The 14817-nt window shown below is 54.4% G+C and carries 17 protein-coding genes; 9 read left to right on the forward strand and 8 right to left on the reverse strand.

All coding sequences use genetic code 11. The annotated features are described in order from the left end of the window. Positions 1-429: 429 nt before the first annotated feature. A complete protein-coding gene (locus GOV91_RS08820; RefSeq protein WP_170570598.1) occupies positions 430-1452 on the reverse strand; it encodes an AraC family transcriptional regulator in 1023 nt (340 codons plus the stop codon). Positions 1453-1548: 96 nt separating this feature from the next. Between GOV91_RS08820 and GOV91_RS08825 the strand changes: the two genes are divergently transcribed. The 3 genes from GOV91_RS08825 to GOV91_RS08835 all read left to right on the forward strand — a co-directional run bounded on the left by GOV91_RS08825 (position 1549) and on the right by GOV91_RS08835 (position 5878). Next, a complete protein-coding gene (locus tag GOV91_RS08825) occupies positions 1549-3060 on the forward strand; it encodes a DUF1214 domain-containing protein (RefSeq protein ID WP_217352023.1) in 1512 nt (503 codons plus the stop codon). 34 nt (positions 3061-3094) lie between these two features. Next, on the forward strand, positions 3095-4588 hold the full coding sequence (locus tag GOV91_RS08830) for a DUF1254 domain-containing protein (protein ID WP_170570601.1): 1494 nt from the start codon (positions 3095-3097) through the stop codon (positions 4586-4588). A gap of 693 nt (positions 4589-5281) precedes the next feature. After that, a complete protein-coding gene (locus GOV91_RS08835; RefSeq protein ID WP_171235225.1) occupies positions 5282-5878 on the forward strand; it encodes a hypothetical protein in 597 nt (198 codons plus the stop codon). Between the two features lie 134 nt (positions 5879-6012). Here the strand turns inward: GOV91_RS08835 and GOV91_RS08840 are convergent, their stop codons facing one another. After that, positions 6013-6255 (reverse strand): helix-turn-helix domain-containing protein, encoded by a 243-nt coding sequence (locus GOV91_RS08840; RefSeq protein ID WP_170704308.1) that lies wholly within the window; start codon positions 6253-6255, stop codon positions 6013-6015. Positions 6256-6361: 106 nt separating this feature from the next. Between GOV91_RS08840 and GOV91_RS08845 the strand changes: the two genes are divergently transcribed. Continuing rightward, complete coding sequence (locus GOV91_RS08845) at positions 6362-6664, forward strand: hypothetical protein (protein ID WP_170704309.1); 303 nt, start codon at positions 6362-6364, stop codon at positions 6662-6664. Positions 6665-6917: 253 nt separating this feature from the next. Here GOV91_RS08845 and GOV91_RS08850 read toward each other — a convergent pair whose 3' ends face one another. Continuing rightward, entirely contained in the window at positions 6918-7187 is a 270-nt protein-coding gene (locus tag GOV91_RS08850) for a DUF2312 domain-containing protein (protein ID WP_171093977.1), read from the reverse strand. Positions 7188-7338: 151 nt separating this feature from the next. Here GOV91_RS08850 and GOV91_RS08855 point away from each other — a divergent pair, with 151 nt between their 5' ends. Further along, positions 7339-7557 carry a hypothetical protein gene (locus GOV91_RS08855; RefSeq protein ID WP_171235226.1) on the forward strand — a complete coding sequence of 73 codons (219 nt, stop codon included), beginning with the start codon at positions 7339-7341 and terminating at the stop codon, positions 7555-7557. Between the two features lie 10 nt (positions 7558-7567). On the opposite strand, the gene GOV91_RS08860 is transcribed toward GOV91_RS08855, so the two are convergent. Then, complete coding sequence (locus GOV91_RS08860) at positions 7568-7783, reverse strand: hypothetical protein (protein ID WP_171235227.1); 216 nt, start codon at positions 7781-7783, stop codon at positions 7568-7570. A 244-nt stretch (positions 7784-8027) separates the two neighbouring features. On the opposite strand from GOV91_RS08860, the gene GOV91_RS08865 reads away from it, so the two are divergent. Genes GOV91_RS08865 through GOV91_RS08880 form a run of 4 tightly spaced genes read left to right on the forward strand, consistent with a single transcriptional unit; the run spans position 8028 to position 10217 of the window. Next, positions 8028-8891: an MBL fold metallo-hydrolase gene (locus GOV91_RS08865; RefSeq protein ID WP_171177693.1), complete on the forward strand. Its 864-nt coding sequence runs from the start codon at positions 8028-8030 to the stop codon at positions 8889-8891. 25 nt (positions 8892-8916) lie between these two features. Continuing rightward, positions 8917-9345, forward strand: a complete 429-nt coding sequence (locus GOV91_RS08870) for a YeeE/YedE family protein (protein WP_171177695.1) — start codon at positions 8917-8919, stop codon at positions 9343-9345. Continuing rightward, the gene (locus GOV91_RS08875; RefSeq protein ID WP_171177697.1) at positions 9345-9776 is read left to right on the forward strand and encodes a DUF6691 family protein; all 432 of its coding nucleotides are present in this window, start codon (positions 9345-9347) and stop codon (positions 9774-9776) included. Before GOV91_RS08870 ends, GOV91_RS08875 begins: the two co-directional genes overlap by 1 nt. Before the next feature lie 9 nt (positions 9777-9785). Then, positions 9786-10217, forward strand: coding sequence for a TIGR01244 family sulfur transferase (locus tag GOV91_RS08880; protein ID WP_171235228.1), 432 nt, complete (start codon positions 9786-9788; stop codon positions 10215-10217). A 13-nt stretch (positions 10218-10230) separates the two neighbouring features. On the opposite strand, the gene GOV91_RS08885 is transcribed toward GOV91_RS08880, so the two are convergent. From GOV91_RS08885 to GOV91_RS08900, 4 genes are all read right to left on the reverse strand, one after another. Continuing rightward, positions 10231-11334, reverse strand: a complete 1104-nt coding sequence (locus tag GOV91_RS08885; protein ID WP_171235229.1) for a FliM/FliN family flagellar motor C-terminal domain-containing protein — start codon at positions 11332-11334, stop codon at positions 10231-10233. 78 nt (positions 11335-11412) lie between these two features. Beyond that, complete coding sequence (locus tag GOV91_RS08890; protein WP_171235230.1) at positions 11413-14091, reverse strand: sensor histidine kinase; 2679 nt, start codon at positions 14089-14091, stop codon at positions 11413-11415. Next, positions 14091-14396, reverse strand: coding sequence for a hypothetical protein (locus GOV91_RS08895; protein ID WP_171235231.1), 306 nt, complete (start codon positions 14394-14396; stop codon positions 14091-14093). Before GOV91_RS08895 ends, GOV91_RS08890 begins: the two co-directional genes overlap by 1 nt. Further along, on the reverse strand, positions 14396-14776 hold the full coding sequence (locus GOV91_RS08900; RefSeq protein WP_171235232.1) for a response regulator transcription factor: 381 nt from the start codon (positions 14774-14776) through the stop codon (positions 14396-14398). The genes GOV91_RS08895 and GOV91_RS08900 overlap by 1 nt, the downstream gene beginning before the upstream one ends. Positions 14777-14817: the final 41 nt, after the last annotated feature.

Genomic DNA, 14817 nt, shown 5'->3' on the forward strand with positions numbered 1-14817 from the left:
CCCTTGTTCCCCCCTCTCGACCAAAGTAGTGGCCCAATTTTACGGGGCAAAGACATAAGCAGTTGGATCTATCAAATATCCAAATTGGATACATAAATAGAGCAAGCATCGAAATATCAGAATGTTTCCCGTAGTGAGTGCGGGCGTCATTTGATTACCTAGCACTTTCCTACAGCCCCGCGTTGATCCTATCCCAGGGTAATCGACGCGGGGCAACAGATAGAATCACCTCTACAAGCAAATAGTCTGCAACTTTGTCATTGTTCCAGTTCACTTTGTTTCTTGATCCTAAAAGAAAACGTATAAAGTGATCGAACTAGGTTAGCTTCCCGCCCTACTCGGGTTGGACGCGGTTACTCGTCGCATCCAACCTGAACTTAAATTTGTGAGCAATGCAGACGCCAACGGCTTGCTTTTGCAGACGACCATTCAAGTATGACCGGAATTCCTTTGGCGATAGTCAGAGGGTGCCAATCCCGTTACCTTCTTAAATGCGCGGCTGAAATTATTTGCGGTTTCGTATCCTAGCATGGAGGAGATACTGGAGACTGTCTCGCGCGTATCTGTAAGGAGTTCCTCGGCCCTTGCTACCCTGATATCGTTGACGATTTCGCGAAAACGAACCCCTTCGCTTGCTAACTTCCGTTGTAGTGTGCGAACGCCAAGATCGAGCGAACGCGCGGTGGCATCAATCGACATTTCCTCCCGATGAAGTTGTTGCCAAACCACCTCCTCGACTTGTCCTCTAAGTGTTTGAGGTGGGCCGCCCAATCGTTCGCGTGAAATATCTCCGACAGTTGTCGAGCCTCCGCTAAGTTTTTTGGGCGCGGCTTCGGAGCTCAAAGCCGAAGCTTCAAACTCAACCCCAAGGCGGGTGGCGTTCCAGATTACAGGACAAGCGTAAGTGTCTTCTGCCTCGACAAACCCAGGAACTTTCGGGAAGTCCAAGAGCACGGCCGATGGCTTCCAATCGTTTCCTAAATACGCGCGGAATATGCTCAGAAAAACCCCAACGGCCGAGAAACCGATGTCCGGATACGCGAAATGCGAGCGAAGTCCAAAACGATAACAGTAGCGCGCGCTAGTGCCCGAAGTTTCAAGCCACGCGCGATCCGTGGACGAATGAAATGGCATGACGGCAGAAGCTCGTATTAGCGCTGCCCCCAGCGTTGGAGCAGAAAGAACGTAACTCCCCCAGGCGCCGTAGTCAGCGACAGTGAGATACGGTGACCACAACAATCCGATGTTTTGTTGTCCCGTGGATCGTGCGGCTTCGTGCACAAAGGTCGCCAAGGCATGCTCCGAGATGTAACCGCCTCTTTCCTCAATGAAGTGAACAGGAAGATCGGCAGAGTCAAAAGCACGCAACAAGCGTCTTTCCCCAGCGGCCTCAAGCACAAACTGGGGCATCGCGCCCAAGGCCTTGGCCGAAATCATCGGTGGTAGGTTCAATCCGTCAACCCGCTTGTTCGCCCGCGTGTCGTGAAATGATACGCATCGGCTGAACGGATGTGCAAGCTTTCCCTAAACAGCAGGGAGCATTGCAATATGAAAATACTTCGGCCATTACACGGCGGTTTTTCGATGCATTTTTTGGGAATGGTGCTCGGCGCAGGTATTTCTGCTTCACCAGTTTTCTCCCAGTCCTTCAACGACACGGGCGACATCCTTGCACGATCAGCCGAGGTCGAGGACATCGAGTACAAGATTATGGTGCAGCGTGCCACCCAGACGGCCATTTGGGGAATGCCTGCCGCCGGTATGATCGATTTCCTCAAGGGCATTCGCCGCGACCTCGGTGGCGACTACAATGACATCATTTATCTCAACAAGCCGTTCGACTCCAAACATGGGTTTCTTACGGCCAACGATGTTACGGCCTATGCTTGGGCTTCAATGACCTCCGAACCCGGTCCCCTTGTCATTGAAGTGCCCGCTGCCACCGACAAGGTGAACTACTTCGGTACAATCGTGAATGCTTGGGATGTTCCTATTGTGGACGTAGGTCCCGATGGTTTCGATGAAGGTGTCGGCGGCAAGTACCTCATGCTACCCCCAGGCTACGAAGGGGAAATGTCGCTGGAGGAATTAACTGAAGCGGGATACCTTCCCTTTGAAACAGATACCTACGAATATGGTTTTTCGTTCCGGCCAAAACTGACGAATGGCGGAACGGACGCCGATGCGGCCGAGTACGCTCAGACGATCAAAGTGTACTACCTGTCCGAGGCCGACAATCCGCCACCCAACAACTATCTCGAAGCGTCAGAAGTGCCGTACGACTCGCTTCCATACTACAACGAGACATTCTTTCAGGACCTGAACGATTACGTTCAAAACAACCCGATCCGTCCACAAGACAAGGTTATGGTGAATTTTCTGAAAGATCTCGGGATCGAGAAGGGAAAGCCTTTCGAACCAAGTGAACTTCAAATGCAGGCAATGAACGAGGGATTGTTGCTCGCGTACGCCTCGATGCAGAACTACTTTGTGACGCCCGGGAAAGCCATGATCCCACTTTGGGTCGACGATAGCGGCGAGATGAGGAGCCAGTGGTTGATTTGGGATTTCGCGGATGGTCAACCCGAGGCTGGTTTCCCCTATGAGACTGAGACCGAAGTCCTTGTGGATGCGCGTGCGGGCGGCAGTTATTTCTGGATTACATACCTGCCGAAACAACTGGGCGGAGGTACATTTTATCTGACAGGCCTGCGCGACAGCGACGGGGAAATGTACGATCACAATCAGACCTATAAACTGAACGTCCCAGCGGATACACCTGCCGACGATTTCTGGTCCGTGATTGTTTATTCGATGGAGACCAAGAGCTTCATTCGGAACGTTGATCCTGTCGGTTTGTCCGAGCGCGACACTGATGCGATGCAGGCTAATGAAGACGGTTCTTACGACATCTTTTTTGGACCAGAAGCACCGGAAGGCATGGAAAGCAACTGGATACCAACCACAGAGCCGTACTTCCTTTTGTTTCGTCTATATGGGCCGCAAGACGGATGGCTGGAGAGTGGCTGGATGCTGGGCGATCTAGAAAAAGTAAACTGATCAAAACAAACAGTAATTCCCAATGGAGCGAACAATGAAAACAAAGTCGTTAGCTGTGCTGACTGCCCTGATACTCGCATCGCATTCTTCAGCCCAAGAATTCAAAGCCGACGTTCCTGAGAATGTTCTTACACCAGACAAGGTCGAGACCCAGACGCTTGGTGATCTGGAATTCTTCGATGGTATGCCATCACCTGAGACGGTGGAGAAAGTCTTCGACAACCTTGATCTGATCAGAGCAACGACGGCTTTCCTGGATGGCATGAAGATCGCTTCGCTTCGAGCTATGTTTCAGGGATACGAAGACTTGGGCGTCAATCCCAATGACGTCGTGATTGCAGAAGACCTGCTGGACGCGCGGTCCATCTGGCTGACGCCCAATACAACCACAATCTACATTGGTTCGAATGTCGATATCTCGGATGGCCCGATGGTGATTGAGGTTCCGGCAGGCCTGCTTGGGTTGCTTGATGACGCCGCGTTTGACTATGTGACGGATATCGGGGCGCTTGGCGCGGATAAGGGAGAAGGTGGCAAGTATCTACTTTTGCACAACGACGATGAAACGCCGGTGCCCGAGGGCTACTTCGAACTACGCACAAAGACATATGAGCACTGGTTGTTGCTAAGACGCTCGCCAGACGCAGACGGAGATACGGCTGGCCCTGTTGCCGAGATCAAGGCGGGTCTGAATATCTATCCGCTTAGTGAAGCGGACAATCCTCCCGCGGAAATTTTCCTGAATATCTCCGGTGTTCAACACAACACTGTTCACGCGAACAACGAAGACTTCTTTGAAGAGATCCACGTCGCACTCGAAAACAATCCAATTGGTGCGTTCAGTCCGGAAATTGTAGGAACGTTTGCTTCCATAGGGATCAGGAAGGGCGAGCCCTTCGAACCCGATGCCCGTATGCAGGCCATTTTCAAGGAGGCAGCAGCAATCGCAAACGCCACGGCGCGAGCGATCACGTATGCCTCGCGCGATCCGGGAGTTTTCTTTTATGAAGACCGGCAATGGAACTCACCGTTCCAACGCCAGAGCTATCTTTTTCTTGAGGACGGCGCGCGCATCCTCGATGATCGGTCGTACTTTTTCTATATGGCAACGGGCATAACGCCTGCGATGACCTCGCCACCGGTCGGGACGGGGTCTGTCTATGCGATGACAGCGCGAGACAGCAACGGACAGTACCTTGACGGCTCAAAAACCTATAAGGTAACGCTACCGGCGCCGGTTCCCGCCAAAAACTTTGCGTCGTTTATGTTGTATAGCGGACAGACTCGGTCAATCCTTGAAACTGACCAGCAATCCGGTGGTATCGACTCTAATAGACCGGGGATAAAACCTAATGAGGATGGGAGTACCAGCATCTATTTTGGTCCAGAAGCCCCAGAAGGTTGGGAGAACAACTGGGCGCAAACCATGCCCGGGCAAAGCTTCAACGTGATGATGCGCCTCTACGGCCCGCTCGAGCCTTGGTTCGACAAGACCTGGCGTCCCGGTGATCTGGAACTGGTAGAATAAAGCGACAACCGCGACTATCGGGCGACGCTACTTTTTGGCGTCGTCTGACATTTTTTCGGTGTCCGCTTCGGGCTCAATGCGGCCATTCGACGAAAAACTACTAATGACAATTGTGCGGACAAAACGGCGGTTCGCATTCATCGTCGCAGAGTCCGCATCCAGCCCAAACCGGACATTCGATACTGGAATTCGCAACGCCAGAGATGCAGGAAGAGGTACTTATCCGAAAGTCGCTTAGAGGGGAATTTTGCACTAAGCCACACATGACCCTTTTAACACCGATCTAGCGACGCCGTTCCTGACATCCGACAAAAAGCGGTGGAACTGCTAAGTGTATTCGAGTGTTCGAAGATCGGATGAATAACTAAAGGTGCTGCGGGAGAACGATTAGTCTTTGTTCGATACTTTGTTGCTCTTGATTTCGTAAACATCCGCAGATACTTCCAATCCGGCGTTCAGCAGCGCTTCATGGATGTTTGTGTACAACTCCTCCCGGCCTTGGAACATGCTGGGATAGTTAGGGAAAAATATCCGCCGTGATCATTGTCGCGTTGGCGATCTATGTAAGACACATCGTCCGCACTGCTGGAAAAGATCGCGAAGTCGATCCAGAGCAAGTGCAAAGGATCATGCCTGATCTGGACTACAGCCACCTGGACCGAGTGATGAACCGGCGAAGGAAGGGGTAGCGGGATGTTGAAGGTAGTTGTCTATGTTGGTGATCAAGAGGTCGCCCGAGCTGTGGCCGAGAACGATTCAGAACTCGCGGACGTGTCCGACTACAATATCCGGATGAACGAGCGTGCTGCCGAGCAGTTTGGCATTCAAGAAAGAGGTCTCGGCGGCCGGATTAAAGGCCACCCTAGAAATCAAACTGTTTGGTCGCTTGTTCGCAAGATCGCAGACCTTTGGCTTGCAGGGACTGGTGCTGGTGAAGAAAGCGCTCAGGCAAAGCTGCTGTCGTTGATCCGTGAGTCCATTCGCGAACTAGATGAGAGGGTCGAGAAGGAATCGAACCAAAGCGAAGATTGGAATGCTGTGATCAAGCAGATTTCTGATGACGAGCCGTATTCCCTGGGCTTCTACGCTGACAAATTTGAGTCGTGGACAGCGGACGAGATTGAAGCTCTTCGATGTGATGTGGTTGAGACAGCCACAGAGGAAGAACTAATGGCCGAGGTCGAACGCCGGCGAAGAGCTGGTCTACTGCCCAAGGAGGCCTCGAATGATGGCTTCTCAGATATGGTTGATGATCTCTGGGGCAAACTCGATACAGACCCAGACCGCTAGCACAGCGTACCTGCCGTCATTACCGAATATTTAACATAAGCTGTCCCATTGGCGCTGAAGTCAGACAGTTTTACTATCCGCAATCGCCCTCGCAGCACTCGTTTTACTCTGGCTATGAGTTTTGCTTTAAGATGTTACTCAGCCTCTTCTTCAATTTCAGAAACCAATTTGGTCAAAGTAAGACCCAGTGCACCACTGAGAAGTTGCAGCGTTCCCAGTGTTGGTTGATGCCGGCCGGATTCCAGAAGTGAGATGTATTGCATGCTTCGGTTCGCATGGGTGGCAAGCTCTTGTTGCGAAAACTCCTTGGCGAGCCTGTGACGACGCAAAACTCTGGAAAATGCTGCTAGTAATTGGTCTTCTGGTGCGTTCGCCATGTTTTGACAAATCGCCCACGCAACGCTAGTCGTCTATACAGTATACTTTGAATCTCAGAGTAAATTCCAACAGCACAAAGGTTTGGCAAAAAGCGGGGGCCGTTACATGGCGGAAAGAGTTCATCTGACAGAAGCCCAGATGATTGAAATACTGAACAGACTGGAAATGCGCTTCTTGGAGCGAATGGCTCTCGACAAAGACCACAAGACTTTTGTCAAACCGCACCTTGCTTCGGGTGAAATGCCAGCTCGAAACGGTGGTAGGCCACGGTCTCAATATGTTGGGCAACTGCATCTATCGATTTTGGAAGAAGATGAAGCCTGGTTCAAAATGACTGCACAAGCCAACAACCTTCAGTACGGAAAGTTCTTCACGTACTTACGACAAATCTTCGAGCAACACGGTTAGGTTCGTAGTGGAAGAATGCAAAAAGCCAAACTAGCTTTTTTGCTTAGAACAGGCGCGGGCGTCTAAAGGGGTATTCAATCCAAACACTCGTTAGTGATTCGCAAGGATAACCGCACTGCAATCTGGGGCTGCGATGTTTGATGTCTCCGCCCCAGATAGCAGTGCTATGTCGCTCTTCTTGGCATTCGCCAGCCCTCATCACCACTCCAAAGGCAAGTGACCTGAGTCTCAGAGCTGGTTCATAGACTCGGTTTTAGGTCATACCAAGAATTTCTTTGTACATTTCCAAAACCGCCTCTTCCTCGGCGATGTCATCCTTGTCCCGCTTTCGCAACGCGATCACCTTACGCATGACCTTGGTGTCGTAACCCCGCGCCTTGGCTTCGGCCATGACTTCCTTCTGTTGCTCGGCCAGGTCCTTTTTCTCGGCATCCAGACGTTCAAACCGTTCGATGAACTGGCGCAGCTCGCCTGCGGTTACGCGATAGTTGGCGGCGGCCTGATCTTCGGTGATATCTTCCATATGCGTCTCTCCCAAAGGCTGAAAATCTGATGCAAGATGCCGGATACAGTGCTGCCGCCCGGGTCGCAAGCACCCAATCCCCGGTCGCACTTGTACGATCTGATTCCATCCGTTAAGCGCGGTGTCAGTTCACGATGAGATGTGGGGAACCATGTTCGAATTCATCACCTGGGGCGGTGCAGCCCTTTCCCTTGCCGGGCTCTTTGGTCTGGTCTGGTGTATTCTTCGCGTGATGAAAGCGCGCAAGGCCGGTTTGTCGGATGACGAGTTGCGCACGGTGGTTCAGGGCGTTCTGCCCTGGAACCTGGCCTCTTTGTTCTTGTCTGTGATTGGACTGATGATAGTCATCTTAGGAATATCCTTCGGATGACCCCCCCTTGTCAGATCGGCAGGTTGTCGAACTGCGCTTCCATAGCGTCTTCACACAACGCCGCATCCAGACGCCGCAATCGAGATGGCACATGCATCCCCTGCTGGCGCATACGATCCACAACCTTGCTTACACTCGGTTGAAGCGCCAACCGCGTGTCCAGACACGCGCCTTCCAGTTTCTGCTCAAGCCGTTCTGCTTCGGAATACAGATTAGTTGCTGTCATAACCATCCTCCCAAGTGTTGCCAGTATTCCAGATATAGGTAACGGGAATACGACCCACAGATATTAACCTGAACTTGTGCGGGAATTTGCCTGACGTACTCGTAATTTCGGCAATTCGGCGCAGATAGGTTAAAGTTTAAGCCAATTTAACCGAACCTGCCTTGACGGGCATCAAATTCAGATTGGCAGTTGTGTCACATTCCAAATTACATATATGATATACACAACGGAAACGGAGGACCTCATGACGCCCGCAGTGAAAGCGTTTTTCGACGATCAGACCTTTACGGTGTCCTACGTCGTTCACGAACCACAAGGGCGCGCCTGCGCCATCATCGACAGTGTTTTGGATTTCGATCATGCCTCGGGTCGAACAGCGACCACATCTGCAGATCAAATCATCGACTATGTGCGCAGTCGCGATCTCAAGGTCGAATGGGTTTTAGAAAGCCACGTTCACGCCGATCACCTGTCTGCGGCCCCCTATCTGCAACAGGAACTTGGAGGCAAGATCGGGATTGGTGCCCAGATCGTTACCGTTCAGGACACGTTCGGCAAGGTCTTCAATGAAGGAACCGAATTCCAACGCGATGGCAGTCAGTTCGACGCGTTGTTCTCGGAAGGTGACAGTTTCCACATTGGCCAGATGCGCGGCGACGTGCTGCACACTCCGGGTCACACACCTGCCTGCCTGACCTATGTCATTGGCGACGCCGCCTTTGTGGGCGACACGCTGTTCATGCCTGATTTTGGTACAGCGCGCTGCGACTTCCCCGGCGGCTCTTCGGCAACCTTGTATGAGTCGATCCAGAAAATTCTGGCCCTGCCTGATGAAACGCGAATCTATGTGGGCCACGACTACAAAGCCCCGGGCCGCGAAGAATACGCCTGGGAAACAACGGTAGGCGAACAAAAGGCGCTGAACGTGCACATCGGACAGGGGCGTAGTATCGAAGAATTTGTGGAAATGCGCGACGCACGTGATGCGACCTTGGCGATGCCGCGCCTGATCTTGCCCTCCTTACAGGTGAATATGCGCGCAGGACAGATGCCTCCGGCGGATGAGCAAGGTGATGTCTTTCTGAAACTGCCGGTCAACAAGCTCTGACGCGAGTTAAAAAAGGATATAACTTATGGAAATAGAATGGGTCTGGGGCCTGTGCGGCGGTTTACTGATTGGGCTGGGCGGCGCAGTTTACCTGCTTGGGAATGGCCGGGTTATGGGCGCAAGCGGCATTCTGGGCGGCCTTGTTGACGGCAGCGCCCGCGATACGAAGGCCGAGAAGTTGGCCTTTGTTGCAGGCCTGATCGGCATGCCTCTTCTGCTGCGACCGCTGATCGCGCCCGAGGCCCAAACGCATCTCACCAGCAACTTGGGCCTTGTTGTCATAGCTGGTTTGCTGGTTGGCATCGGCACACGTATCGCCAATGGCTGCACATCTGGTCACGGGGTCTGCGGCATCTCTCGGTTCTCACTCCGCGGCATTGTGGCCACCGTCTTCTACATTCTCGCCGGGGGCGTGACCCTTGTTCTGCTACGCCATATCTGGGGATTGATCTGATGCGCCTTCTTGTTGCCCTAACGGCTGGATCACTATTTGGTGCCGGATTGTTGATTTCTGGCATGACCGATACGACAAAAGTTCAAGGATGGCTGGACGTATTCGGCAACTGGGATCCGACTTTGGCGTTTGTGATGGGGGGCGCCATTTTGCCAATGCTGGTCGCATGGCGACTGACGACCGGACGCAAGCCTTTGACCGGGAATGAATTTCCGCCTCCTGCGAAGCCCGAAGTGGATCGTAGACTGGTTGTGGGTTCAGTCCTATTCGGCATGGGTTGGGGGCTGGTTGGGCTCTGCCCCGGACCGGCCATGGCCTCGCTGAGTTATGGTGGGCTTGGAGGACTGGTTTTTCTGGTCGCAATGGTGGTTGGTATGTTCCTGGCCCCGACCTTTGGCGCGCAACTGGACAGAGCAGCAAACGCAGCCTAAGGAATTGGCATGGAGATTCGACCGATCACCCCCCGCTATGCCGTCTCACCGCAGATCACAGTTGATGATGTGCCAGCGATAGCTGCTGCCGGCTTTGTCAAAGTGATCTGCAACCGACCCAACGTCGAAGTTCCACCCACAATGCAATCCGACGCGATCGGTGATGCAGTGCGCGCTGCAGGCATGGAATACGAAGTGCTTGAGTTGACCCATCAGACCATGACGCCCGAGAATGTGCGGCGTCAGCGCGATATGGCGGAAAATTGTAGCGGACCGGTCTTGGCCTATTGCGCTTCGGGCACGCGATGTTCAGTGATTTGGGCTTTGGGTCAATGCGAACATATGAGCACGGATGACATCCTGACCGCGACCACAAACGCCGGATACCAGTTGGACGGTCTGCGCCCTGCTCTCGAGCAACTTCGCAGTAAGGCTGGTTAGACCTAAAGCGTTATTACTGTTCACCCAGCCCTGGTTCTGATGCGTTCAGACCGGCCAGCTGCGAGATTTCCGCCACCATCTGCTCAGAGTCGCCAATGACCAAATCCTCCGCAAGGATCCCGCCGGTCTCGGCCAAGGGCACCGGGGGCATGATTTCAACGGCGCTGTCAATTGGCGCGTCCAGGCTGCCCTGAAGGTTTAGCCCTGCCCGGCTTTCGATAAACTCCTGGGCTTCTGCTCCGCTCAGCGCTGGTAAAGCAGCATGCTCGTTTAATCGAATGGCCCTTAGACCACCGCACTGCCCCAAGCGACCAACACCTGCTCGCGTTCGTTCAATCGTCAGAACCTCAGTTCGATCCAAGCGCGCGCCGCGCAACGGCAGGACATCACCAACCTGCATCCCAGACAACGCGGACAATGGCAACGTCATCCGACACAAGGCCGCATTCAAATCCGCCCTTACCATACCCGAAGACTGTTCAATGCGGGGGCCTGCAGGGCTTGGGGTTTCCTCCACAGCTTCTGGCGCAACCGGTGCTTCGGGTAAAATGACCGAAATCTGCCCTTGCCGTACCCCGTTGGCCAAATCGACGGTCAGGTCGAAGATGCGATACTCATCCTCGGTCATGGTCAGAGACAAGCTCTGCAAATCTGCCGCGCGTGACGAATACTCGTTCCCCTCAAGGCAAACTTGTTCTGTCGTCGGGTCGATTAGACCCGCAGATCGAGCCAAAGCCGCTTCAACCAGTGGCGCGACCATGGCCGCGTCGGTATCTGTAAAGGCCCGTGGTGTTGGCGCGTCCGACATCACCTCACCGATGGTTTGCGTTTGAACGATGGCGGACACCAAGTGCGGGTCCAGGCACGTGGCTGCACGTCCCTGTGGCCCATCAAACACCAGTAGCAACCAGTCTTGACCAATCGCTTCAACCAGATGTTCAGCAGACTGACTGGTTTGTCTGGCCCCGATCACTGCAAGCGGCAAGTTCAGGCGATCCCCCGCGGCCCGCGCGAACCCCAAGCGCAGCGCCCGCAGAACCGAGCGCGGCCGGTCGTCCAAATCCTTTTGCCCAGCTGACAGTTTGCGCACCAATGCGGCATTGACGGGTTCTGACATAACGCCTGATCACCAATTGTTTCAGCAATTGGCAACAGGTTTACACCGTCGGACGTTACGAAGTTCTTTATGACCGCTTCACTGAGCGGCCTGTCGGTGCGCCAATGGCAGGCTGACTCGGAACGCCGCCCCGCCCTGCCCCGGTAAATAGCTGATCTCGCCCCCCAACCGCTGCATGATTTCGCGGCAAATTGCCAAGCCCAGACCTGCCCCTCCGGCCTTGTCGCCGCCGACGCGGGCAAATTTCTCGAACACCATCGAGCGCGCGCCGGGCGGAATGCCACTGCCATTGTCGATGAAATCTATGATTACGCGCCCGCCAACATCATATGCGGAAATGGTCAGAACGGGCTCGTCCGCGTCACAGTATTTCTGTGCGTTTGAGATCAGGTTAATGAACACCTGCCCCAACCTGTCCAGATCCGTGTGCAAGACAATCCGTTCGGCCGCACGGGCGCGACGCACGCTTATCTTGCGCCCAGCACCAGCCAATGCGCTGGACACGGCCCGATCCAGGACCGAGCGCAGACTATCATCACCTAAGTTGAGATTGACTTGCCCGTTTTCCAGCACGCTCAGATCCAACAGATCATCCAGCAGGCGGGTCAAACGCAGCGCTTCGTCATGGATGATCGTCGCGTATCGGGTCTGCTCATCCCTGCTCAGCCCTTCGGTATCGCGCATGATTTCAGAAAACGCGCGGATCGAGGTCATCGGCGTCCGCAACTCATGACTGACCTGACTCAGAAAGTTGTCCTTTTGCGCCGAAACCTGCGTGAGTTTGGCATTTGCTTCGCGCAGTTGCCGTGCCGTCCGGCTGAGTTCAGAGGACTTCACCTCAAGCTGACTGGAGTATTCCAGCAATTGCGCTGACTCATCCGCAACAGCCAAAAGGTCCTCGACCGAAACCGACGAGCCGCCGACGATCTGCCCAATCATGGCATGAGCCGTGGCCGTTCCAACTGATCCGCTCAATTCGCGTTCAAGGCGGCCCAGGAATGCTGGCGTGGGCTCGGGCAGATGCGATCGACCTCCTTGTTTCTCGGCCTCGGCCTGGAAAAACTCCTGCGCGGGCCCGGTGCCCAGAATCCGTTGGGTCATGATCATCAAATCTTCGCTTTGCGCGACCGATCCGGACCAGCCACGCGGCGCGACCGAATGATCGAATACATTGACAAATTGCGCGCCCTGCAACCGTTCCAACGGGCTGGGAAAACTCAGCAAAGAAGCCACACAGAACGCGATTGTGTTCAGCAACAGTGACCACATCACGGAATGGACCATTGGATCGATCCCCTCGATCCCGAACAAGGCCTGTGGGCGCAGCCAGCTTATGCCGAACAACCCGTTCTGCAGCACCGACTCCGGCATCGACGCGCCGCTCATGCCGGGCAACAACAAGGTGTAAATCCACAAAACAAAACCGACCGTCAGCCCAACCAGAGCCCCGGTTCGCGTGGCCCCGCGCCAAAACAGACCGCCGACCAAAGCGGGCAAAATTTGAGAAATCCCCGCAAAAGCGATCAATCCGATTGAAGCCAGCGCTGCGCCGCCACCGGACAGGCGGTAGTAGAAAAAGCCCAACGCCATAACAGCCGCGATGGACACACGACGGGCCATCAAAACGATATTGCGCACATCGCCAGAGACCGAGCCAGTACCTTCTTGTGTGTTCAACCAGATGGGCATGACAACATGGTTCGACACCATCGTGGACAAAGCCATGGCTGTTACGATCACCATCGAAGTCGCGGAAGAAAACCCGCCGATAAATGACAGCATCGCCAGCCAGTCATTGCCTTGCGACAAGGGTACGGTCAGGACGAACAGGTCGGGGTTGGCCCCTTGGGGCAGCAGGTCCAGACCCACTACGGCAATCGGTACTACAAACAAGCTCATTAACAGCAAGTAGAGGGGGAAAGCCCAGGCAGCAGTTCTCAGATGGCTTTCGTCGTCATTCTCGACCACCATTACCTGAAACATGCGCGGCAGACATATAAAGGCCGCCGCCGACAGGAATATAAAGGTCGTCCACCGCCCGGCATCAACATGCCATTGCCCGATTTCCGACGCGTCGATCCGCTCCATCATCGGGCCGATACCGCCAGCGATGCCCCACACGACAAAAACGCCGACCGCAATCAGCGCAAACAGCTTGACTATAGCCTCCACCGCAATGGCAGTAACCACCCCATGATGGCGTTCGTTCACGTCCAGATTGCGCGTTCCGAAGAGGATGGCAAAAACGGCCAAGCCAGCCGCAACCCAAAACACGCTGGACCCTTCGCGATACAGGCCCGATGGGTCAGCTTCGGCAAAGATCGAGAAAGACAGGGTAATCGATTGCAGCTGTAGCGCGATATATGGCGTTCCGCCCAATACCGCCAGAATGGTTACGCAGACCGCCAGCGTGTTTGATTTACCATAGCGAGACGACAGCAGGTCCGCGATTGAGGTCACTCTTTGACTGCGCCCCACACGCACCAGTTTGCGCAGCCCCCACCACCAGCTGACCATGACCAGTGTCGGGCCAAGATAGATCGTAACAAACTCCAACCCTGACCGCGCGGCGTTGCCCACGGCGCCATAGAAGGTCCACGCGGTGCAATAGATCGACAGCGACAAGGTGTAGATCAGCGGCGAGCGCAACCATTTCCCACGTCCAGCCGCAGCCATGCGATCCGCAGCAAAGGCGACGGCAAACAGAAAGACGACATAGCCCAGACAAACCAGAATCAGAACGTTTACGGTGGTCATCACTCGGCCCCTGTTTCAGGGTCCTCGGGCGTGCGCATACGGCGCGCGGCAAAGCCGAAGACCACGCTGATCAAGATCAGCGCGCCCCAGCAGACGAAGATGTAGAAAATTGCCGAAGAAAGCGGTACGGCCGCATCTCCGCTGGACCGATCCGGCCAAAGAAGCGGCAGTGCGAACAAGAGCGCCCCAAGAAACGGCAAAAGCCGGGCCGCATCCGTCAATCTGCGTCGGCGATAGCTTTGACGTTCCAGAAAAAGCGAGGGTCTGGCGCTGGATGGCTGACCTTTGTCGCTCTCGTCTGACATTACATTTGCGTCGCCTGCGCGTGAAGATCACGCACAGCCGTCAACACTTCGGCGTTGGAAAACGGTTTGGTCATAAAGCGGCTAACGCCTGCATTTTCTGCCATTTCCCGGTCGCGCGACTGCCCGCGCGCCGTCAGCATCAAGACCGGAAGGCTTGCCAGTTCTTCCATCTCTCTGAGATCGCGCAGAATATCCATGCCGTTTTTACCCGGCAACATAACATCCAGAATAACCAAGTCGGGCTGAGCCCCCTGGATAACCTCAAGCGCATCGGTGCCATCGCCATGAATCTCGACCTGCCACCCCTCGCGGGACAACAGGAACCGGATTGCTTCGGCAATGTTCGGCTCGTCCTCGATCAACAGAACCTTGCGGCTCATATTTTCTGTTCCTCCCCAAAACCGGTCGTCCGTCCCGCAAC

It is taken from the genome of Ruegeria sp. HKCCA6837 (assembly GCF_013034475.1).
Taxonomy (GTDB): domain Bacteria; phylum Pseudomonadota; class Alphaproteobacteria; order Rhodobacterales; family Rhodobacteraceae; genus Ruegeria.